This window comes from Kitasatospora sp. Ki12 (genome assembly GCF_054601375.1).
In genome coordinates this window covers 2034575-2053109 of sequence record NZ_BAAIHT010000001.1, presented here as the reverse complement: position 1 = coordinate 2053109, position 18535 = coordinate 2034575, and the positions used below count along the sequence as shown (strand labels likewise).

General features: G+C 72.9%; 18 protein-coding genes and 2 tRNA genes. 13 read left to right on the top strand and 7 right to left on the bottom strand.

All coding sequences use genetic code 11. From position 1 onward, the window contains the following. Positions 1 to 473: 473 nt before the first annotated feature. From ACYP53_RS08950 to pyrE, 4 genes are all read left to right on the top strand, one after another. Positions 474 to 1004, top strand: coding sequence for a DUF2617 family protein (locus ACYP53_RS08950; protein WP_189913208.1), 531 nt, complete (start codon positions 474 to 476; stop codon positions 1002 to 1004). A gap of 307 nt (positions 1005 to 1311) precedes the next feature. Next, positions 1312 to 2808, top strand: coding sequence for a polyamine aminopropyltransferase (locus ACYP53_RS08945; RefSeq protein WP_189913535.1), 1497 nt, complete (start codon positions 1312 to 1314; stop codon positions 2806 to 2808). Between the two features lie 314 nt (positions 2809 to 3122). Further along, positions 3123 to 4202, top strand: coding sequence for a CoxG family protein (locus ACYP53_RS08940; protein ID WP_459647087.1), 1080 nt, complete (start codon positions 3123 to 3125; stop codon positions 4200 to 4202). A gap of 44 nt (positions 4203 to 4246) precedes the next feature. Then, entirely contained in the window at positions 4247 to 4783 is a 537-nt protein-coding gene (gene pyrE, locus ACYP53_RS08935; protein WP_189913210.1) for an orotate phosphoribosyltransferase, read from the top strand. A 124-nt stretch (positions 4784 to 4907) separates the two neighbouring features. On the opposite strand, the gene ACYP53_RS08930 is transcribed toward pyrE, so the two are convergent. Then, positions 4908 to 5624, bottom strand: coding sequence for a DedA family protein (locus tag ACYP53_RS08930; RefSeq protein WP_229928214.1), 717 nt, complete (start codon positions 5622 to 5624; stop codon positions 4908 to 4910). 366 nt (positions 5625 to 5990) lie between these two features. Here ACYP53_RS08930 and fbaA point away from each other — a divergent pair, with 366 nt between their 5' ends. After that, positions 5991 to 7013, top strand: coding sequence for a class II fructose-bisphosphate aldolase (fbaA, locus tag ACYP53_RS08925; protein ID WP_189913212.1), 1023 nt, complete (start codon positions 5991 to 5993; stop codon positions 7011 to 7013). 104 nt (positions 7014 to 7117) lie between these two features. On the opposite strand, the gene ACYP53_RS08920 is transcribed toward fbaA, so the two are convergent. Together ACYP53_RS08920 and ACYP53_RS08915 are read right to left on the bottom strand one after the other, a co-directional pair. Next, complete coding sequence (locus ACYP53_RS08920; RefSeq protein WP_049659647.1) at positions 7118 to 7537, bottom strand: DUF3151 domain-containing protein; 420 nt, start codon at positions 7535 to 7537, stop codon at positions 7118 to 7120. 92 nt (positions 7538 to 7629) lie between these two features. Beyond that, on the bottom strand, positions 7630 to 8631 hold the full coding sequence (locus ACYP53_RS08915) for a zinc-dependent alcohol dehydrogenase family protein (protein WP_189913213.1): 1002 nt from the start codon (positions 8629 to 8631) through the stop codon (positions 7630 to 7632). 98 nt (positions 8632 to 8729) lie between these two features. On the opposite strand from ACYP53_RS08915, the gene ACYP53_RS08910 reads away from it, so the two are divergent. The 3 genes from ACYP53_RS08910 (at position 8730) to ACYP53_RS08900 (ending at position 11267) form a co-directional block, all read left to right on the top strand. Further along, positions 8730 to 9449 (top strand): TetR/AcrR family transcriptional regulator, encoded by a 720-nt coding sequence (locus ACYP53_RS08910; RefSeq protein WP_189913214.1) that lies wholly within the window; start codon positions 8730 to 8732, stop codon positions 9447 to 9449. A 212-nt stretch (positions 9450 to 9661) separates the two neighbouring features. Next, positions 9662 to 10471, top strand: a complete 810-nt coding sequence (locus tag ACYP53_RS08905; RefSeq protein WP_459647086.1) for a DUF3152 domain-containing protein — start codon at positions 9662 to 9664, stop codon at positions 10469 to 10471. Positions 10472 to 10544: 73 nt separating this feature from the next. Beyond that, the gene (locus ACYP53_RS08900) at positions 10545 to 11267 is read left to right on the top strand and encodes a hypothetical protein (RefSeq protein WP_459647085.1); all 723 of its coding nucleotides are present in this window, start codon (positions 10545 to 10547) and stop codon (positions 11265 to 11267) included. A gap of 15 nt (positions 11268 to 11282) precedes the next feature. Here ACYP53_RS08900 and ACYP53_RS08895 read toward each other — a convergent pair whose 3' ends face one another. The 4 genes from ACYP53_RS08895 to purS all read right to left on the bottom strand — a co-directional run bounded on the left by ACYP53_RS08895 (position 11283) and on the right by purS (position 15377). Then, positions 11283 to 12098: a maleylpyruvate isomerase family mycothiol-dependent enzyme gene (locus tag ACYP53_RS08895; protein ID WP_459647084.1), complete on the bottom strand. Its 816-nt coding sequence runs from the start codon at positions 12096 to 12098 to the stop codon at positions 11283 to 11285. Positions 12099 to 12190: 92 nt separating this feature from the next. Beyond that, on the bottom strand, positions 12191 to 14446 hold the full coding sequence (gene purL, locus ACYP53_RS08890; protein ID WP_189913218.1) for a phosphoribosylformylglycinamidine synthase subunit PurL: 2256 nt from the start codon (positions 14444 to 14446) through the stop codon (positions 12191 to 12193). Beyond that, the gene (gene purQ / locus ACYP53_RS08885) at positions 14446 to 15126 is read right to left on the bottom strand and encodes a phosphoribosylformylglycinamidine synthase subunit PurQ (protein WP_189913219.1); all 681 of its coding nucleotides are present in this window, start codon (positions 15124 to 15126) and stop codon (positions 14446 to 14448) included. Before purQ ends, purL begins: the two co-directional genes overlap by 1 nt. Then, positions 15123 to 15377 (bottom strand): phosphoribosylformylglycinamidine synthase subunit PurS, encoded by a 255-nt coding sequence (gene purS / locus ACYP53_RS08880; RefSeq protein ID WP_030232982.1) that lies wholly within the window; start codon positions 15375 to 15377, stop codon positions 15123 to 15125. Before purS ends, purQ begins: the two co-directional genes overlap by 4 nt. A gap of 467 nt (positions 15378 to 15844) precedes the next feature. Between purS and ACYP53_RS08875 the strand changes: the two genes are divergently transcribed. The 5 genes from ACYP53_RS08875 (at position 15845) to ACYP53_RS08855 (ending at position 18530) form a co-directional block, all read left to right on the top strand. After that, positions 15845 to 16162, top strand: a complete 318-nt coding sequence (locus tag ACYP53_RS08875) for a histone-like nucleoid-structuring protein Lsr2 (protein ID WP_189913220.1) — start codon at positions 15845 to 15847, stop codon at positions 16160 to 16162. Between the two features lie 152 nt (positions 16163 to 16314). Continuing rightward, positions 16315 to 16387, top strand: a tRNA-Gly gene (locus tag ACYP53_RS08870). A 39-nt stretch (positions 16388 to 16426) separates the two neighbouring features. Further along, positions 16427 to 16499, top strand: a tRNA-Gly gene (locus ACYP53_RS08865). 169 nt (positions 16500 to 16668) lie between these two features. Further along, complete coding sequence (locus ACYP53_RS08860) at positions 16669 to 17691, top strand: ABC transporter ATP-binding protein (protein WP_459647083.1); 1023 nt, start codon at positions 16669 to 16671, stop codon at positions 17689 to 17691. After that, positions 17688 to 18530, top strand: a complete 843-nt coding sequence (locus tag ACYP53_RS08855) for an ABC transporter permease (protein ID WP_459647082.1) — start codon at positions 17688 to 17690, stop codon at positions 18528 to 18530. The genes ACYP53_RS08860 and ACYP53_RS08855 overlap by 4 nt, the downstream gene beginning before the upstream one ends. Positions 18531 to 18535 lie beyond the last annotated feature (5 nt).

Here is an 18535-nt window from a genome sequence, read left to right as displayed (position 1 = left end):
GAACGGTGTCGCCGCAGTCCCGACAACCGTTCTGATGCATCATCAACTCACGTGATCGAACTGCCCGGTTGCCGCCTCCACGGCAGATCCGACGGCCCGTCCGGCACAGCTCAGCCGCCCTCCCCGCCCCGTGCGAGGAGGGCGGCGGCGCGTGATGCGCGCTGACGGCGCACAACCAGCGCGCACGGCGCGCGACCCGGTGACAGGGGCGCGCGCTGTGCAAACTCGCACACCGGCTCGATCAGAGCCGGGAAGCAGGTGTGCTCGAAACGGTGAATGCTTGACAAAGTTGGGTAAATCACCGGCGGACCCGGCGTATTCGTGCTTCTCTGCTGCTGAATCTCCAGCCGGAATCCTTCCTTCCACGGTCGGCCGCGCCCAGGGCCGCACAGCCCCGAACAGCCTCGCCATCGCCTAGGCTTTTCTCGCTGCTGCTCGGCGGGCGCGCACGGAGCTGAAACGCGGAGCCGAGCATGCTCACCACACTGCAGACCTCCTACACGGACACCCGCGCCGGTGACCTGGCCTGGTGCCTCGGCGGCGACCCGCTGCCCGCTCTCGCGGTCCGCGACCTGAGACTCGACGGCGGCGGCCGTCCCGGCACGACCGGCACCCTCCAGCTGCGGCTGCTGGGCGCCTCGCACCAGGTGGTGATCGACGCCGGTCCCGGCCAGTGCCTGGAGACCGTCGCCTGCCTGCCCGGCCGCCGCACCCCGCTGCCGGCCCGGGTGGCCAAACAGGTCGGCGGCTGGGAGTACGAGTTCGCCGCCCGGATCGAGGCCCTGCCGCCGCACGACTTCGCGGCCCGCGCCCAGGAGCTGCTGGCCCTGGTCGAGGGCCACCCCCGGGGCCTCGCCGGGGTCTTCCCGGGCGACCCGAGCGCCTTCACCGCACTGGTCACCCAGGGCGGCACGGACCGCCTGCTCTGGCGGACCTGGCACGCCTACCCCCAGGAGGGGCAGCTGGTGTGCACCCGCTCCTCGCTCGTGGTGTCGGGGGCATGACCGCCGGGAGTCCGGGCGAGAGCACCGGTCCGGGCATACGCTGCAAAGCGAAGGTCAACGAATCGCACGCAGGAACGATTCGTCAATCAGACGTGGCTCAGTGTCCGTCGGATGGGCGCAGCTATCCGTCCCGCACGTCCCCTAGCGTTTGTTCGTGATCAACCATCCGGCCGGTCCGCCCGCACGCCCGCGAGTGGACCTCGACGACGGCACCCCACTCCGACCCGGGCACGGCCTCACCCCACTGCCCGCCCGCCGTCGATCCCGGCTGCGATCCCGCCCCCGGCTCGCCCGCCTGACCGTCCTGATGGCCGCGTTCGTCTGCGCGGCCTGCGGGCTGGTCTACGAGCTCGAACTCGTCGCGCTCGGCGACTACCTGCTCGGGGACGCCGTCACCCAGACCTCCGTGGTGCTCTCCGTCATGGTGTTCGCCATGGGCCTCGGCTCGCTGCTCGCCAAACGGTTCACCCACCGGCCCGCCACCGCCTTCGCCCTGGTCGAATGCGCACTCGCCCTCACCGGCGGACTCTCCGTCCTCACGCTCTACTCCTGCTGGGCCTGGCTCGGCCGCTACCAGACCGCCATGGTCGGCCTCACCTGCCTCATCGGCATCCTGATCGGCGCCGAGATCCCCCTGCTGATGACCCTCATCCAGCGGATCCGCCGCGAGGACGCCGGACGCGCCGCCGCCGACCTGTTCGCCGCCGACTACGTGGGCGCGCTCATCGGCGGCCTCGCCTTCCCCTTCCTGATCCTGCCCACGCTCGGCCCCGGCGACGGCGCGCTGCTCACCGGCGCCGTCAACGCCGTCGCCGGCGCGGCCGTCGTGCTCTGGCTCTTCCGGGAGGAACCCGTCCCCCGGATACGACGGCTGCTCTGGGCCGGCTGCCTGCTCGTCCTCGCCGTCCTCGCGGCCGCCGCCGCCGGCTCCGACACCGTCGAACGCGCCGCCCGGCACACTCTCTACGGCGACCAGGTCCGCTACGCCACCCGCAGCCGCCACCAGGAGATCGTGCTCACCGGCCCCGCCGAAGGCCCGCTCCGGCTCTACCTCGACGGACGCCTCGCCGTCTGCGGGCCCGACGAGTACCGGGCCAGCGAAGGCCTCGTCCACCCCGCCATGGCCGCCGGCCCCGACACCCGGGTCCTGCTGCTCGGCGGCGGCGACGGGCTCGCCCTGCGGGAGGTCCTTCGGCACCGGGGCGTGCGCACCGTCCGCCTCGTCGACGCCGACCCCGCCCTCCCCCGGCTCGCCCGCACCGACCCCGCGCTCGCCGCCCTCGGCGACCACTCCCTGGACGACCCCCGGGTCCGCACCACCGCCGCCGACCCGATGGCCTGGCTGCGCGGGGCCGACCCGGGCACCCCCGGCGGCGACGGGCCGTACGACGTGGTGCTCGCCGACCTGCCCGCACCGGCCGACGGCGGACCGGTCAAGTTCCACTCCCAGGAGTTCTACGGCCTCGCCACCCGGCTGCTCTCCCCCGGCGGCCGGATCGCCGTCCGGGCCGGGAGCGACCCGGACGGCCTCTGGCAGATCGACTCCGGCCTGCGGACCGCCGGACTGCAGACCGCCCCCTACGCCGTCCCCGGCAGCCCCACCGCCGGCTGCCGCCCCGGCCCGCCGGACACCGCCCAGAACTACCTCCTCGCCGCCGCCGGCCGCCCCCCGCTCACCCTCGCCCCCGACGCCCCGCCACCCCGCGCCCTCACCCCCGACACCCTCCGCACCTCCACCGCCCGCCTCACCTCGACCCGCCCCGCCCACCCCCCGGCCGCCCTCACCCTCCTCGGCCCCCGCTGACCGGCGGCCGCGGTCGCGGAGCGGCCTCCGGAAAGAACGGCGCCCCCGCCGAACGACGGCAGGGGCCAGGCACCGCGGTCGGGCGGGGAAGTCGGGTGGTGGTGGGTAGGGACCGGGCGCCCTCCTCGGCCCCGCTGACCGGCGGCCGCAGTGGCGGAGGAACCCGCGTGGTCGCGGAGCAGCGCCCGGAAGGGGCGACGGCCCCCGGCCGGAGGGCGGCGGTGGCCCGGGGCCGGGGTGGGGCGGGTGGGGCGGGGAAAGTCGGATGGTGGTGGGTAGGGACCGGGCGGGGTTGGGTCGGTAGGCTCCGTGGCATGGAGCATGAGGTTGTCGTCCCGATGTCCGCCGAGCTGGTGCGGCAGGCCTTGCAGGATCCGGCGCTGCTGGCGCGGAGCGTCCCTGGGCTGAGCACCGAACCGGCCGCCGTCGGGGGCGGGCCGGCCGAGGAGATCGGCGGGCGGCTGAAGCTGCGGATCGGCGGCTCCACGATCACGTACAAGGGCGTGCTGTCGCTGATCGAGGGCCGTGGGGGCGTGCTGACCGTGCTCGCCGAGGGCGAGGAGGCCCGGGGCAGCGGCGAGGCGACCGCCACCGTGCGGGTCAGCGTCGTGGACGGCGCCGAGGACGGCACCGCCGTGATCCGCTTCACGGGCGACCTGAGCGCCACCGGCCGGCTGACCGAGTTCGACGAGGAGACCCTCGACGGCACCGGCCGCCGGCTGCTGGACCGGTTCGCCGCCGCCCTGGTCGCCCCGGAGGGCGAGCAGGAGCAGGACCAGGAGCAGGACGACGACTCCGGCGCCGCGACCGCCGCGGTGGTCTTCATCGAGGACCGCCAGGACCAGCCCGGCGACGACCTCGACGACGACCTCTCCGAGCTGATCGCCTTCTCCGACGCGGACGCCGAGCGCTTCGGCCTCCCCATCGGCTCCGCCGACGACGAGGACGCGGACGAGGACGAGGACGAGGACGGCAACGGGGGCGAGGACGACGAGGCCCCGGACAGCAGCGCCGCGGCCGAGCACGGGGAGCCCGTCGAGGCGGCGGACGACGTCGAGGAGCGCCCCGCCGGGCAGGACTCCGTGGCCGAGGAGATCCCGGTCGAGCCGCTCTTCGCGTACGAGGACGAGCCGGCGCTCTCCGGCCCGGTGCGCCGCAGCATCGTCGGCCGGTCCGCCGAGGAGGTGGACCACGCCCCGCCGCGCGGCCCGTACGCCCCGGCGCTGCCGGCCCGCAGCGCGCGGGCCCGGGCGGCGTCCCGCTGGGGCGGCGAGGCGGGCGGGATCGTGGTGCCCGGTACGGGTGGCCGCAGCGCGGTGCCGTGGGTGATCGGCGGTTCGGTGGCGCTGCTGGGTGGTGCCGTGGTGCTGGTCAGGGCGCTGCGCCGCCGCTAGTCCGGGGGCGCCGTCGGGGACGTCAGGCCCTAGACTGAACGCTCATGAGCAACGACCGCGACGCCCTGCTGGCACAGATCAAGGACAAGGCCGTCGTGCACGGCAAGGTCACCCTTTCCTCCGGCAAGGAGGCCGACTACTACGTCGACCTGCGCCGGATCACGCTGGACGGCGAGGCCGCGCCGCTGGTCGGCCGGGTGATGCTGGACGCGACCTCGCACCTGGAGTACGACGCCGTCGGCGGTCTGACCCTGGGCGCCGACCCGGTGGCCACCTCGATGCTGCACGCCGCCGCCGCGCGCGGGCGGACGCTGGACGCCTTCGTGGTCCGCAAGACGGGCAAGGCGCACGGTCTGCAGCGCCGGATCGAGGGCCCGGAGGTGAAGGGCCGCCGGGTGCTGGCGGTCGAGGACACCTCCACCACCGGTGGTTCGGTGCTGCAGGCCGTCGAGGCGCTGCGTGAGGCGGGCGCCGAGGTGGTCGGCGTCGCGGTGATCGTGGAGCGCGGCGGCGCGGGCGCGGTCGAGGAGCAGGGTCTGACGTACGTGACCGCGTACACCCTGGACGACCTGGGCCTCTGACCCCGGCAATGCCAGGGAATCGGAACCTCCGGAACCCCCGGGACTTCCCCACGGACGACTGAGGGCCGGGCCTGTTTCACGTGAAACAGGCCCGGCCCTCGTGCTGTCCGCTCGTGGCCGGGGCTCAGCCGCGCCGGTGGCGGCCGCCGGCCTGCGCCGTGGCGTCGGCGACGCTCTCGGCGACGCCGGCCTTCTTCTTCTTCCGCTCGCGCAGGATCTCGATCAGGATCGGCGAGACCGACAGCAGGACGATCAGCAGCACCGCCGGGATCAGGTACTTGTCGATCACCGGGGCGAGCGCGTCGCCGAAGAAGTAGCCGATCAGCAGCATCGACTCGGTCCAGAGCACACCGCCGATGACGTTCCAGAGGAAGAACGTCCTGGCGGGCATCTCCAGGGTGCCGGCGACCGGGTTCAGGAAGGTGCGGACGATCGGCATGAAGCGCGCCAGCACCACGGCCTTGCCGGCGCCGAACTTGTTGAAGTACTCCTCCGCCTTCACCACGTACTCGCGGCGGAAGATCTTCGACTCCGGCTTGTCGAACATCTTCGGTCCGACCTTGACACCGATCAGGTGTCCCAGCTGGGCACCGGCGATCGCCGCGATCGGGCAGCCGACGAGCAGCACCGCGATCGGCAGCTTGGCACCGTCGCCGAGCACCGACGAGGCGGCGTTCGAGGCGGCGACGCCCGCGAGGATCAGCAGCGAGTCGCCCGGGAAGAAGAAGCCCACGAGCAGGCCGGTCTCCGCGAAGATGATCGCGATCAGCCCGATGGCGCCGAGGGACGAGATCAGGGATTTGGCGTCGAGCAGATTGACGGCCAGCTGGTTGTAGTCCACGGGCGCAGGATAGCGGGCGTACCTTGCGGGCGTACCTCGCGGGCGAGCGGCCGTACCGTGCCCGGGGGCTCCCGGCGGGCGCCCGTCGGGGCGGGTCCCACCGGCCCCGGCCGCCCCGGGGTGCGGCGTTTCGACTGGCGGGCTCCTGCTGACCTGCGGGCACGAGTCTGGGAAGATGGCCGAGGCGTCCGGTCCGCGGCGGCCCTCCACCCTCATGGCCGTACCGCGGAGGTCGCCTCGAACCTTGGTGCCGGAGAGCCACACCGCAACGCCGCGCGTCGGCGGGCCGGCACGGAGTCGTCAAGAAGGCGTACACAGCGTCGGACAGCACCGTCCGTACGCCGCAACCCGACAGGAGCGGATCGCATGCCCATCGCTACTCCCGAGGTCTACAACGAGATGCTCGACCGGGCCAAGGCGGGCAAGTTCGCCTACCCGGCCATCAACGTCACCTCGTCGCAGACCCTGCACGCCGCGCTGCGTGGTTTCGCCGAGGCCGAGAGCGACGGGATCATCCAGATCTCGACCGGTGGCGCGGAGTTCCTGGGCGGCCAGCACAACAAGGACATGGTGACCGGCGCGGTCGCGCTCGCCGAGTTCGCCCACATCGTCGCCGCCAAGTACGACATCACGGTCGCCCTGCACACCGACCACTGCCCGAAGGACAAGCTGGACGGCTACGTCCGCCCGCTGCTGGCCGTCTCGGCCGAGCGCGTGGCCAAGGGCGAGAACCCGCTGTTCCAGTCGCACATGTGGGACGGTTCCGCCGAGACCCTGTCGGACAACCTGTCCATCGCCCAGGAGCTGCTGGCCCAGGCCGCCGCCGCCAAGATCATCCTCGAGGTCGAGATCACCCCGACCGGTGGCGAGGAGGACGGCGTCACCCACGAGATCAACGACGAGCTGTACACCACCGTCAACGACGTCGTGCGCACCGCCGAGGCGCTGGGCCTGGGCGAGAAGGGCCGCTACCTGCTGGCCGCCTCGTTCGGCAACGTGCACGGCGTGTACAAGCCGGGCAACGTCGTGCTGAAGCCGGAGCTGCTGCGCGAGCTGCAGGACGCGATCGGCAAGCAGTACGGCAAGACCGACCCGTTCGACTTCGTCTTCCACGGCGGCTCGGGCTCCTCCGCCGAGGAGATCGCCACCGCGCTGGAGAACGGCGTCGTGAAGATGAACCTGGACACCGACACCCAGTACGCCTTCACCCGCCCGGTCGCCGGCCACATGTTCGCCAACTACGACGGCGTGCTGAAGGTCGACGGCGAGGTCGGCAAGAAGAACACCTACGACCCCCGCACCTGGGGAAAGCTGGCCGAGGCCGGCATGGCCGCCCGCGTGGTCGAGGCCGCCGAGCAGCTGCGTTCGGCGGGCAAGCGCCTGAAGTGAGCGCGGTCACCGCGTGAGACACGGGTGCCCCCGGCGGTCCTCCGCCGGGGGCACCCGCACGTCCGGGGTTCCTCTGGTTCCCTCTGTTCGAACGGCGGCTCGGACTACTGCTTGAGCTCCGCGTACGCCTCCGCGCTGCTGTCCTTCAGGAACTGCCAGCAGCGGGCCTCCTCCTCGGTCTCCTTGATCGCGCCGGCCGCCCGCGCGAGCGCCGCCAGGCAGCGCAGGAAGCCGCGGTTGCCGCGGTGCTCCCACGGCACCGGGCCGTGGCCCTTCCAGCCGTTGCGCCGCAGCGCGTCCAGGCCCCGGTGGTAGCCGGTGCGGGCGTAGGCGTACGACTCGACGTAGCGGCCGGCCGCGTAGGCGTCGTCGGCGAGCATCGCCCAGGCGAGGCAGAAGACCGGGAACTCGGCAGCCACCTGGGTCGGGGAGGCCGACTCCTCCGCCAGCATGCGGTAGGGCCGCTCCTCCTCGGGCAGGAGGGTCGGTTCGGGACCGTCGAGAAGATTCCTGTGGATCGCCATGCCCTGAAGTCTGCCACCCGAGCCGCAGGGGTCAACCGTCGCACCGTGGTCGTCGGCCACCGCGCTCCCGCCCGCCGCCGTCGCGGGGCCGTTCAGTGCCGGACGGTCACCACGATCTTCCCGACCTGTCCGTTGGACTCCATGTGCCGGTGCGCCTCGACGATCTCCGTCAGGTCGAAGACCCGGTCGATCAGCGGCTTCAGGGTGCCGTTGCGCAGTCCGGCGTGGACGAAGGCCCGGCCGCGGCGCAGCGCCGCCGGGTCGGCGACGAGGCCGGCCACGGCGTAGCCCCGGACGTCCAGCGGCCACACCATCGGCAGCGGGGTGGGCCGGGGGTCGAGCCAGCCGTAGACGATCAGGGTGCCGCCCGGGGCGACCAGGGTGGCGAGGTCGGTCAGACCCGGTCCGGCCACGCAGTCGAGGACGATCCGCGCGCCCTCGTCACCGGTCACCGCCCGGACCTTCGCCACCGTGTCGGCGGCGCCGTCCGCGACCACCACGTGGGCCGCGCCGGCCGCCCGCAGCTGGTCCTCCTTCGCCGCGGCGCGGGTGACCGCGACCGCGACACCGCCGAGGGCCGCGACGATCTGGATCGCGGCGACGCCGACGCTGCTGGACGCGGCGGTGACCACCACGCGGTCGCCGGGCGCGATCCGGCCGGCCTCGACCAGCGCGCCGTAGGCGGTCAGGTAGGACAGCCAGACCGCTGCGCCGGTGACGGCGTCCAGGTCCGCGGGCCGGGGCAGCAGGGTCGTCGCGGGCACCACCGCGTGGTCGCCGTACACGCCGGAGCCGGACATCCCGGTGCCGACCGCCAGGACGCTGACCGCGTCGCCGGGCGCGACCTCCGTCACGCCGGGGCCGACGGCGAGCACCTCGCCGGCGGCCTCGCCGCCGAGCCGGGAGCCCGGCAGGGTCGCGTCGTACCAGTAGCCGCCGGAACGGAAGAGCGCCTCGGCCCGGTTGAGCCCGATCGCGTCGATCCGGACCAGCGCCTCCCCCGGGCCCGGGTCGGTCAGCGTCACCTTCTCCAGCCGCAGGACCTCCGGTCCGCCGATCTCGTCGAACAGTACAGCCGTGCTCTCCGTGGCCATGGCTTGTCACCCTCCCCTTGGACGAACCGAGTGATCGATGCTCATTTTCCGTGCACCGTTCTGTTTTCGCGCACCGAACTCTAATTCAGCTCTGTACGATGTCAAGCGTGGAAGATCGGAAACCCGGCCGACGCGCCCGGCTGCGGGCGCAGACCACGGCGGAGATCAAGCGGATCGCCCTGGAGCACATGGCCGAGCAGGGCGCGGACGCGATCTCGCTGCGCGCCATCGCCCGTGAGATGGACATGAGCGGCAGTGCGATCTACAGCTACTTCGACACCCGCGACGACCTGATCTCCACGCTGATCGGCGACGTCTACACCGCACTCGTGGACGCCGTGGAGGCCGCCCGGGACGCCGTGCCCGCCGACGATCCCGGCGGCCGGATCACCGCCTGGGGCGAGGCGCTGCGCACCTGGTCGCTGGCCAATCCGCAGGGCTTCCGGCTGATCTACGGCGATCCGGTGTCCGGCTACCGGCCGCCAGCCGACGGGCCGGCCCCGGAGGCCGCGAAGCGCGCCTGCCTCGGACTGGTCGGCCTGATCGCGGCCGCCTGGCCGACCGCCCGGGCACTCCAGGACGACCCCTCGGCCCGGTGGAGCGACTTCTCCGAGGACCTGGTGGCCAAGGTCCTCGAGCGGGACCCTGACCTCCCGCCCGCCGCCGTCGCGCTGGCGCTGCGGACCTGGGGACGGATGCACGGCCTGGTCGCCCTGGAGCTGCACGGCCACCTGGGCCCGCAGGCGCACCATCCGGACCGGCTGTACCGGCGCGAGCTGCTGGACCTGGTCCGCTCGCTGGGGCTCCCGGCCGCCTGAGCCGCCTACCCGACCGGGCCGTCCGCGGCGGGCGGGGGGCGAACGGGCACACGGGACCTCCGTGATCTGCATACCGGGTACATGGACATTCACCCGTTCGCCATGCCAAGGTGACGATCATGCCCGGAGCCCGACCCGCCAGCAGGCGAGCCGCCCCCCATCGGAAGAGCGGCGGCAGACGCCGCAAGTCGGCCCGGAGAACAGGCCCTGGCATGCTCACGGCACTGGTGCTCTCGGCGCTCGTGCTGGGCGCCACCGCGATCGCGCTGACCTGGCCCGCCGGCACCCCGGAGGCCGCCCCCACCGCCCAGGCGCGGGTCGTCCCGCCCGGCGAGCAGACCGCACCGGCGGCACCGGCCCCCACGCCCACCGCGGCCGCCACGCCGGCGCCCACCCCGACGCCCACGCCGCCGCCGGTCCCCACTCCCCCGCCCGCCCCCGCCGGGCCGGACCCGGGCCCCACCAAGGGCACGGGCACCTTCACCATCGCCCAGGCCGGCGCCAAGGCCGTCGGACGCGGCACCGTGCGCCGCTACCGGGTCGAGGTCGAGGACGGCATCGGCATCGACCCCGCGACCGCCGCCGCCCAGATCCACGGCATCCTCGGCGATCCGCGCGGCTGGACCAACGACCGCCGCAACGGCTTCCAGCTGGTCGCGACCGGCTCCTACGACTTCACCGTGAAGATCGCCTCGCCCGCCACCGTGGACCGGATCTGCGGCGCCTCCGGGCTGGACACCCACGGCGAGGTCAACTGCAACGTCGGCGACCAGGTGCTCGTCAACTCCAAGCGCTGGAACACCGGTTCACCGCAGTTCAGCGGCCCGATCGAGGAGTACCGGGCGCTGATCGTCAACCACGAGGTCGGCCACCGGATCGGCCACGGCCACGAGAGCTGCCCCGCCCCCGGCAAACCCGCGCCCGCGATGATGCAGCAGATCTACGGCCTCAAGGGCTGCACCCCCAACGCCTGGCCGTACTCGGCGGACGGCACGTACCTCAGCGGGCCGTCGGTGCCGTGACCCGGACGGCACCGCAACGGAGTTGAGACCGTACCGGCAGCCCGGCGGGACCCCCGGCCCGTACGCTGCGATCATGACCGCTGCCCAACGCCGAAGGCCCACCGCCCTGTTCGCATCCGCCGCAGTCCTGCTCGGCGCGGCCGCCTGCTCGTCCTCGTCCGGGGGCGTGCCGCCCGGCCCGGGCGGGCTCTCGTACGACACCGTCCGCACGGTCGCCGAGAAGCTGCTCCAGGACCAGGCGGCGGGGAAGGGGAAGGAGGCCGCCTGCCCGTTCGGCCTCGACCTCGGCAAGGCGCTCAAGGCGGCCGGGATCCCCGGGACGCCCGCCCTCGACACCGGGGACGAGCACGCCGTGGACGGCGACATCGGCAACGGCGAATCGCCGCAGCCGTGGCCGTCCGGCATGAGCCACCCCCCGGAGATGCCGTCGATCCCGGCCAAGCCCCCGCTCGCCGACGTCTCCTGCGGCTGGCGGGTCGGCTCGGCCAAGCTGGACCTCGAACTGCTGGCCACCACCCAGCGCGGGGTCGCCGTCAACCTGATGCTGCCGGGCATCCAGCACGCCGCCCGCCTCGGCGCCTCCGACCTCCAGCAGCTCGCCGCCGACCAGCCGGGCCCCGGGCAGACGAAGCTCCTCGCCGGCCGGGGCACCGCGGCGCTCTCCCGGATCACGCCCAAGGGCGACGGGGACATCGTCCTGCTGGTGTCCCAGAACTACGACGCCCAGCCGGACGAGGCGCTCACCGGCGAACCGCTGCGCAAGCTCGCCGAGTCACTGGCGGGCCAACTGCGCTGAGCCGCCTCACGGGCTCTATCCCAGGACCGGCAGGTGGTCCCGGAGGTCGCTGCGCTCCCCGGAGGCGGACACCGCGGCCGCCTCCACCGCCGTCGCCCAGTCGGTCCGGCCGGTGGCCAGCCGGATCCAGGTCAGCGGGTCGGTCTCGACCACGTTCGGCGGGGTACCCCGGGTGTGCCGGGGGCCCTCGACGGCCTGCACCACGGCGTACGGCGGGATCCGCAGCTCGACCGCGCCGCCGGGGGCGCGCTCGGCGAAGGCGTCGGCCAGCATCCGGGCGACGGCGGCGACGGCCTGCCGGTCGTGCGGGAAGGCCTCCGGGCCGAGCGCGGCGGCCAGGTCGTCGGCGTGCACGACGGCCTCCACCAGCCGGGTCACCAGGTAGTCGGTCAGGAGCATCGACCGGCCCGCCAGGAGGGTGATCCGGCGCCCCGGCTCCGCCACCACCGGCCCGTCGAGCACGGCCCGCACGGCGTCGAGCGGCCGGTCGAACGCCGCGGCCACCTCCTCGGGCGGGCCTGCGTACCCGGTCGCCGCGTGCTCGGTCACCGCGGCGTCGACGGCCCCGGCCATCGTCCTGCTCAGCTCCGCGTAGCCGGCCAGCGTGAGCACCGGCCCGTCCGGCCCCTGGTCGTCCAGCGTGTCCGGCAGCCGGCCCAGCGCCAGGCCCAGGTGGGCCACCAGCTCCCGCACCCGCCAGGAGCCGAGCCTGGTCGGCAGGTCCAGCTGCGCCGCGGTCAGCCGGTGCACCGCGGCGCGCAGCGCCTCGTTCTGCGCCGCCAGCGCGGCGCTCGTCTTCTGCGGTTGGTACGTACGGGACTTGGGAGGCATGGGCCCCAACATACGCCGAGGGGCGGACGGTTCCGTAGAACCGTCCGCCCCTGTTACTCGCCCGCTCGCCCCCGAGCCAAAGGGGCGGCCCGTCAGCCCAGCAGGGCCTCGATGACGCCGGTGTGGGCGTCCTTCAGCTCGGTCAGCGAAACGCTGAACTGGCCCTGGACGTCCAGCTCCTGGCCGTCCACGACACCGATCCGGGTGGCCGGCAGGCCACGCGCGGTGCACATGTCGTTGAAGCGGAGCTCCTCGCTGCGCGGCACCGCCACGACGGCGCGGCCGGCCGACTCCGAGAACAGCAGGACGAACGGGTCCGTGCCCTCGGGCACGACGATCCGCGCGCCGTGGCCGCCCTTGAGGCAGCTCTCCACGAGCGCCTGGCCGAGGCCGCCGTCGGAGAGGTCGTGCGCGGCGTCGATCATGCCGTCACGGGAGGCGGAGATCAGGATCTCGCCGAGCAGCCGCTCGCGCTCCAGGTCCACCTTGGGCGGCAGGCCGCCGAGGTGGTCGTGGACCGCCTGGGACCAGGCCGAGCCGCCGAGCTCGTCCGCCGTGTCGCCGAGCAGGTAGAGCAGCTGCCCCTCCTCGGCGAAGGCGAGCGGGACGCGCCGGGTGACGTCGTCGATGACGCCGAGCACCGCGACCACGGGGGTCGGGTGGATGGCGACCTCGCCGGTCTGGTTGTAGAGCGAGACGTTGCCGCCGGTGACCGGGGTGCCGAGCACCAGGCAGGCGTCGGCCAGGCCGCGGGTGGCCTCGGCGAACTGCCACATCACGTCCGGGTCCTCGGGGGAGCCGAAGTTGAGGCAGTCGGAGACGGCGAGCGGCTTGGCACCGCCGGCCGCGACGTTGCGGTACGCCTCGGCCAGCGCCAACTGGGCGCCGGTGTACGGGTCCAGCTTGGCGAAGCGGCCGTTGCCGTCGGTGGCGACCGAGACGCCGAGGTTGGTCTCCTCGTCGATCCGGATCATGCCCGAGTCCTCGCCGACCGAGAGCACGGTGTTGCCGAGCACGAAGCGGTCGTACTGGTCGGTGATCCAGGACTTGGAGGCCTGGTTCGGGTGGCTCGCGACCTTCAGCAGGTCGGCCTTGAGGCCCTCGCCGGTGGTCGGGCGGGCCAGCCGCTCGGCGGTCGGGGCGTCGGCCTGCAGCGCGTCCTGCCAGCTCGGGCGGGCGTACGGACGCTCGTAGGTCGGGCCCTCGTGGGCGACGGTGCGCGGCGGGACGTCCACCACGAGCTCGCCGTGCCAGAAGATCTCCAGGCGCTCGCCGTCGGTCACCTCACCGATGACGTTGGCGATGACGTCCCACTTCTCGCAGATCTCCAGGAAGCGGTCGACCTTGTCGGGCTCCACGATCGCGCACATGCGCTCCTGCGACTCGCTCATGAGGATCTCCTCCGGCGAGAGCGTGTGGTCGCGCAGGTGCACGGTGTCGAGCTCGATCCGCATGCCGCCGGAGCCGGCCGAGGCCAGCTCGCTGGTGGCGCAGGACAGGCCGGCGCCGCCGAGGTCCTGGATGCCCTTGACGAGCTTCTCGCGGAAGATCTCCAGGGTGCACTCGATGAGGAGCTTCTCCTGGAACGGGTCGCCGACCTGGACGGCCGGGCGCTTGGCCGGCTTGGTGTCGTCGAAGGTCTCGGAGGCCAGCACCGAGACGCCGCCGATGCCGTCGCCACCGGTGCGGGCGCCGTACAGGATGACCTTGTTGCCGGCGCCGGAGGCCTGCGCGAGGTGGATGTCCTCGTGCTTCATGACACCCACGCACAGCGCGTTGACCAGCGGGTTGCCCTGGTAGCAGGAGTCGAAGACGACCTCGCCGCCGATGTTCGGCAGGCCCAGGCAGTTGCCGTAGCCGCCGATGCCCGCGACGATCCCGGGCAGCACGCGGCGGGTGTCCGGGTGGTCGGCCGCACCGAAGCGCAGCGGGTCCATCACGGCGACCGGGCGGGCGCCCATCGCCAGGATGTCGCGCACGATGCCGCCGATGCCGGTGGCCGCGCCCTGGTAGGGCTCGATGTACGACGGGTGGTTGTGCGACTCGACCTTGAAGGTGACCGCGTAGCCCTGGCCGACGTCGACCACACCGGCGTTCTCGCCGATGCCGACGAGCATCGCGTCCGAATCGGGCTTCTTCTCGCCGAACTGCTTCAGGTGGACCTTGCTGCTCTTGTACGAACAGTGCTCCGACCACATGACCGAGTACATGGCGAGTTCGGCGCCGGTCGGGCGCCGGCCGAGAATCTCCCGGATGCGCGCGTACTCGTCCTCCTTGAGGCCGAGTTCGGCCCAGGGCTGGGCGGCGTCCGGGGTCTGCTCGGCGTTCTTGACGGTGTCGAGGCTCATCAGGCGTTCACCAGCTGCTTCAGGACGGAAGTGAAGAAACCCAGGCCGTCCGTGCCGCCGGTACCCACCAGCGGCTCGACCGCGTGCTCCGGGTGCGGCATCAGACCGACGACGTTCCCGGCGGCGTTGGTGATGCCGGCAATGTCATTGATCGAACCGTTGGGGTTGACGTCCAGGTAGCGGAAAACCACCCGGCCCTCCGCCTCCAGCTCGTCGATGGTCCGCGCGTCCGCGGTGTAGCGGCCGTCCATGTTCTTCAGCGGGATCCGAATCTCCTGCCCGGCCGCGTAATCGCGGGTCCAGGCGGTGCCCGCATTCTCCACCCGCAGCTTCTGCTCGCGGCAGATGAAGTGCAGGTGGTTGTTGCGGAGCATGGCGCCGGGCAGCAGGTGGGACTCCGTCAGCACCTGGAAGCCGTTGCAGATACCGAGGACCGGCATTCCGAGCTTCGCCTGCTCGATGACGCTCTGCATCACCGGCGAGAACCGGGAGATGGCGCCGGCCCGCAGATAGTCGCCGTAACTGAATCCGCCGGGCAGGACGACGGCGTCGACCTGGTGGAGATCCTTGTCACGGTGCCAGAGGGCGACCGGCTCGGCGCCGGCGAGGCGGACCGCGCGCTGGGCGTCGCGGTCGTCGAGGGATCCGGGGAAAGTGACGACGCCGACGCGGGTGGTCACTTCGCCGCCTCCTCGACCCGGACGGTGAAGTCCTCGATCACGGTGTTGGCGAGAAAGGTCTCGGCGGCTTCGCGGATACGGGCGAGCGCCGCGTCGTCGACCGGGCCCTCCACATCCAGCTCGAAACGCTTGCCCTGGCGGACGTCGGCGATCCCGGTGAATCCGAGACGGGGCAGTGCACGCTGCACCGCCTGGCCCTGGGGGTCGAGGATCTCCGGCTTGAGCATGACGTCGACTACGACGCGTGCCACTGGCACTCCCGGTGGTGTCTTCGGTGAGGCGGGGGAACTCCAGACTACCGGTGGTTTCGGGCGGCATTGCTGGCCGGGGATAGCGACGCGCGTAGACCCCCGACCCTTACGCCCCAAGGGATCCGGCGCCCCCACCCCCCGCCCCGGCGGGCCGGTTTCGACGGTTTCGGCGCCCGGAACGGCCCCGCCCGGAGAACACCCGAATACGGCACTTGGGGACAGATCCGCCCGTCCCGCACATCGGTATCCGGCAGTCCCGCGAAGACACGTGAATATCCGGAAAAGAATGCCGGACTCTTCGATTTCGACCCCCTTCGGGTGCAGAATAGGGCCACCTGTCGCGGCAAGTGCTGCGTATCAGGCGGGCCAACGGGCCTGCCCGTATGCGCTTGCGCGAGTTGGTGCACATCAGGCCCCGGGCGTACCCCCGCGGACCGGTGGCCGAATTGCCGAGAGGATTGACACCCATGGCTCAGCGTGTAGTTGTCACGCTCTCCGACGACCTGGACGGCGGCGCTGCCGCGGAAACCGTCCACTTCGGCGTCGACGGGAAGTCGTACGAGATCGACCTGTCCCTGGACAACGCGGAAAAGCTGCGCGAGGCGCTCGCCCCGTTCGTCGCCGCCGGACGCCGTCAGAGCCGCACCGGAAAGTCCTTCCGCCGCACCGCCCTCACCCCGGACCCGGCCGCCGTCCGCGCCTGGGCCCAGTCCCGCGGCATGGAGCTGCCGGCCCGCGGCCGCATCCCCAAGCACGTGTACGAGGAGTTCGCCGCGGCGAACTGACCCCCGGGGCCGGCCCGAAGGCGGGCCCCCGGTCGCCCCGCCCGCCCTGGACCGAAAGGGTGGGGCGACCACCCCGAAAGATGCTGTAGAGTATTCCTCGTCGCCGCAACGGAGAGATCCGGAGAGGCGGCGGGTGCCCCACCAGGCACCGTGCGGACGTGGCTCAGTTGGTAGAGCATCACCTTGCCAAGGTGAGGGTCGCGAGTTCGAATCTCGTCGTCCGCTCGCAGTGCGCGAGCACAGCACAACTCAATAGTTTGACCTGCGGACGTGGCTCAGTTGGTAGAGCATCACCTTGCCAAGGTGAGGGTCGCGAGTTCGAATCTCGTCGTCCGCTCAGAAACGAAGGGCCCCCTCGATCGAGGGGGCCCTTCGGCATTCCCTCCGCGCGGCATTCCCCCACGAAATGGCCCATGACATTTGTCATCGCCCACCCGTGGATCCCCACCGCGATGTCATGACGGCCCGCACTGCCCGCGGGGCCCGGGCGGCGGAAGGCTTGGGGCATGGAAACGAGCCAGCCCTCCCGCCCCGACGACAGCGTGATCGAGGTCACCGACCTGCACCGCCGCTACGGCAGTGGCACCACCGGCTACCACGCCGTCCAGGGCGTCGACCTGACCGTCGGCCGCGGCGAGCTGTTCGCCCTGCTCGGCACCAACGGGGCCGGCAAGACCTCCACCATGGAACTCATCGAGGGCCTGGCCGCCCCCAGCGGCGGCACCGTCCGGGTGCTCGGCCACGACCCCCACCGGGAGCGCGCCGCGGTCCGCCCGCGGATCGGCATCATGCTCCAGGAGGGCGGCTTCCCCGGCGACCTCACCGCCGCCGAGACCGGCCGCGCCTGGGCCGGCATGACCAGCGGCACCCGCCCGGTCGAGGAGGCCCTGGAGCTGGTCGGCCTCGCCCACCGCCGCGACGTCCGGGTCAAGCAGCTGTCCGGCGGCGAACGGCGCCGGCTCGACCTCGCGATGGCCCTGCTCGGCCGCCCCGAGGTGCTGTTCCTCGACGAGCCCAGCACCGGCCTCGACCCGGAGGCGCGCGCCGCCGTCTGGCGGCTGGTCCGCGAACTGCGCGCCCAGGGCACCACCGTGCTGCTCACCACGCACTACCTGGAGGAGGCCGAGGAGCTGGCCGACCGGCTGGCCATCATGCACGGCGGCCGGGTCGTCACCAGCGGCACCGTCGCCGAGGTGATCGCCGGACGGCCGTCCCGGATCTCCTTCGAGCTGCCCGCGTTCGGCGGCGCCTCGCTCCCGCCGCTGGCCGCCGAGGTCGCCGTCGACGGCCGCAAGGTCACCGTGCAGACCACCGACCTCCAGCAGACCCTCTACGACCTGCTCGGCTGGGCCCACCGGCACGGCATCGCGCTCGGCGCCCTGGACGCCCGCAGCGCCTCGCTGGAGGAGGCCTTCCTCGCCATCGCCTCCGAGGCCGCCAACCAGGCCCCGCCGCAGGCCGCACCGCCCTCCGGGACCGCCGCCCCCGCCCGTACCGCCCGCCGCCGCCTGATCGGATCCGCCCGATGACCACCGCCGTCCCCACCGCCACCGGCCCCACCACCGCCGGCCCGCGCAGCACCACCGCCCGCCGGCTGCTCGCCCTCGGCCGCGCCGAGGCCACCCTGCTGCTGCGCAACCGCACGGCCCTGTTCACCGCCCTGCTGCTGCCGCTGTTCCTGCTCTTCACGCTGCGGGGCACGCTCACCCAGCAGGCCGAGGACCACCCCGGGCTGGACGTCGACTCGCTGCTGGTCTACGGCTCGGTCGGGATGATGCTCGGCTTCGTCGTCTACTACAACCTGACCGCCGCCTACGTCGCCCGGCGCGGCGAGCTGGTCCTCAAGCGGCTGCGCACCGGCGAGGCCCGGGACATCGAGATCATGCTCGGCACGGCCGTCCCCTCGCTGGTGCTCGCGCTGCTGATGGCCGCCGTGATCGGGATCGGCGGCAGCGTCGCCCTGCACCTGGCGGTGCCGGTCAACCCGCTGCTGATGCTCGCCGGCCTGGTGCTGATCCTGGCCACCATGATCGCCATGGCCGCGCTGTCCAGCTCCTTCACCAAGACGGTGGAGAGCGCCGGCATCACCACCATGCCGATCATGCTGGTCATCCAGCTCGGCTCCGGCCTGTTCATCCCGCTGGAGGTGATGCCCGACCGGGTGGCCGACGTCTGCCGCCTGCTGCCGACCACCCCGGCCTACCAGCTGATCCGCGTCGGCTGGTTCGGCACCGACGGCTCGTCCGCCGCGACCGGCTTCGCCGGCAGCTGGGGCACCGCGGCCCCGCACCTGGTCACCGCGACGGTCTGGCTGGGCCTGGCGGTCTGGGGCGCGGTGCGCTACTTCCGCTGGGAGCCGCGTCGCTGATTGGC

What these genes read in the sequence shown, in the direction of transcription:
- ACYP53_RS08950 (WP_189913208.1), top strand. Translation starts at nt 474, where the DNA reads ATGCTCACCACACTGCAGACCTCCTACACGGACACCCGCGCCGGTGAC.
- ACYP53_RS08945 (WP_189913535.1), top strand. Translation starts at nt 1,312, where the DNA reads ATGGCCGCGTTCGTCTGCGCGGCCTGCGGGCTGGTCTACGAGCTCGAA.
- ACYP53_RS08940 (WP_459647087.1), top strand. Translation starts at nt 3,123, where the DNA reads ATGGAGCATGAGGTTGTCGTCCCGATGTCCGCCGAGCTGGTGCGGCAG.
- pyrE (WP_189913210.1), top strand. Translation starts at nt 4,247, where the DNA reads ATGAGCAACGACCGCGACGCCCTGCTGGCACAGATCAAGGACAAGGCC.
- fbaA (WP_189913212.1), top strand. Translation starts at nt 5,991, where the DNA reads ATGCCCATCGCTACTCCCGAGGTCTACAACGAGATGCTCGACCGGGCC.
- ACYP53_RS08920 (WP_049659647.1), bottom strand. Translation starts at nt 7,537, where the DNA reads ATGGCGATCCACAGGAATCTTCTCGACGGTCCCGAACCGACCCTCCTG.
- ACYP53_RS08915 (WP_189913213.1), bottom strand. Translation starts at nt 8,631, where the DNA reads ATGGCCACGGAGAGCACGGCTGTACTGTTCGACGAGATCGGCGGACCG.
- ACYP53_RS08910 (WP_189913214.1), top strand. Translation starts at nt 8,730, where the DNA reads ATGTCAAGCGTGGAAGATCGGAAACCCGGCCGACGCGCCCGGCTGCGG.
- ACYP53_RS08905 (WP_459647086.1), top strand. Translation starts at nt 9,662, where the DNA reads ATGCTCACGGCACTGGTGCTCTCGGCGCTCGTGCTGGGCGCCACCGCG.
- ACYP53_RS08900 (WP_459647085.1), top strand. Translation starts at nt 10,545, where the DNA reads ATGACCGCTGCCCAACGCCGAAGGCCCACCGCCCTGTTCGCATCCGCC.
- ACYP53_RS08895 (WP_459647084.1), bottom strand. Translation starts at nt 12,098, where the DNA reads ATGCCTCCCAAGTCCCGTACGTACCAACCGCAGAAGACGAGCGCCGCG.
- purL (WP_189913218.1), bottom strand. Translation starts at nt 14,446, where the DNA reads ATGAGCCTCGACACCGTCAAGAACGCCGAGCAGACCCCGGACGCCGCC.
- ACYP53_RS08875 (WP_189913220.1), top strand. Translation starts at nt 15,845, where the DNA reads ATGGCTCAGCGTGTAGTTGTCACGCTCTCCGACGACCTGGACGGCGGC.
- ACYP53_RS08860 (WP_459647083.1), top strand. Translation starts at nt 16,669, where the DNA reads ATGGAAACGAGCCAGCCCTCCCGCCCCGACGACAGCGTGATCGAGGTC.
- ACYP53_RS08855 (WP_459647082.1), top strand. Translation starts at nt 17,688, where the DNA reads ATGACCACCGCCGTCCCCACCGCCACCGGCCCCACCACCGCCGGCCCG.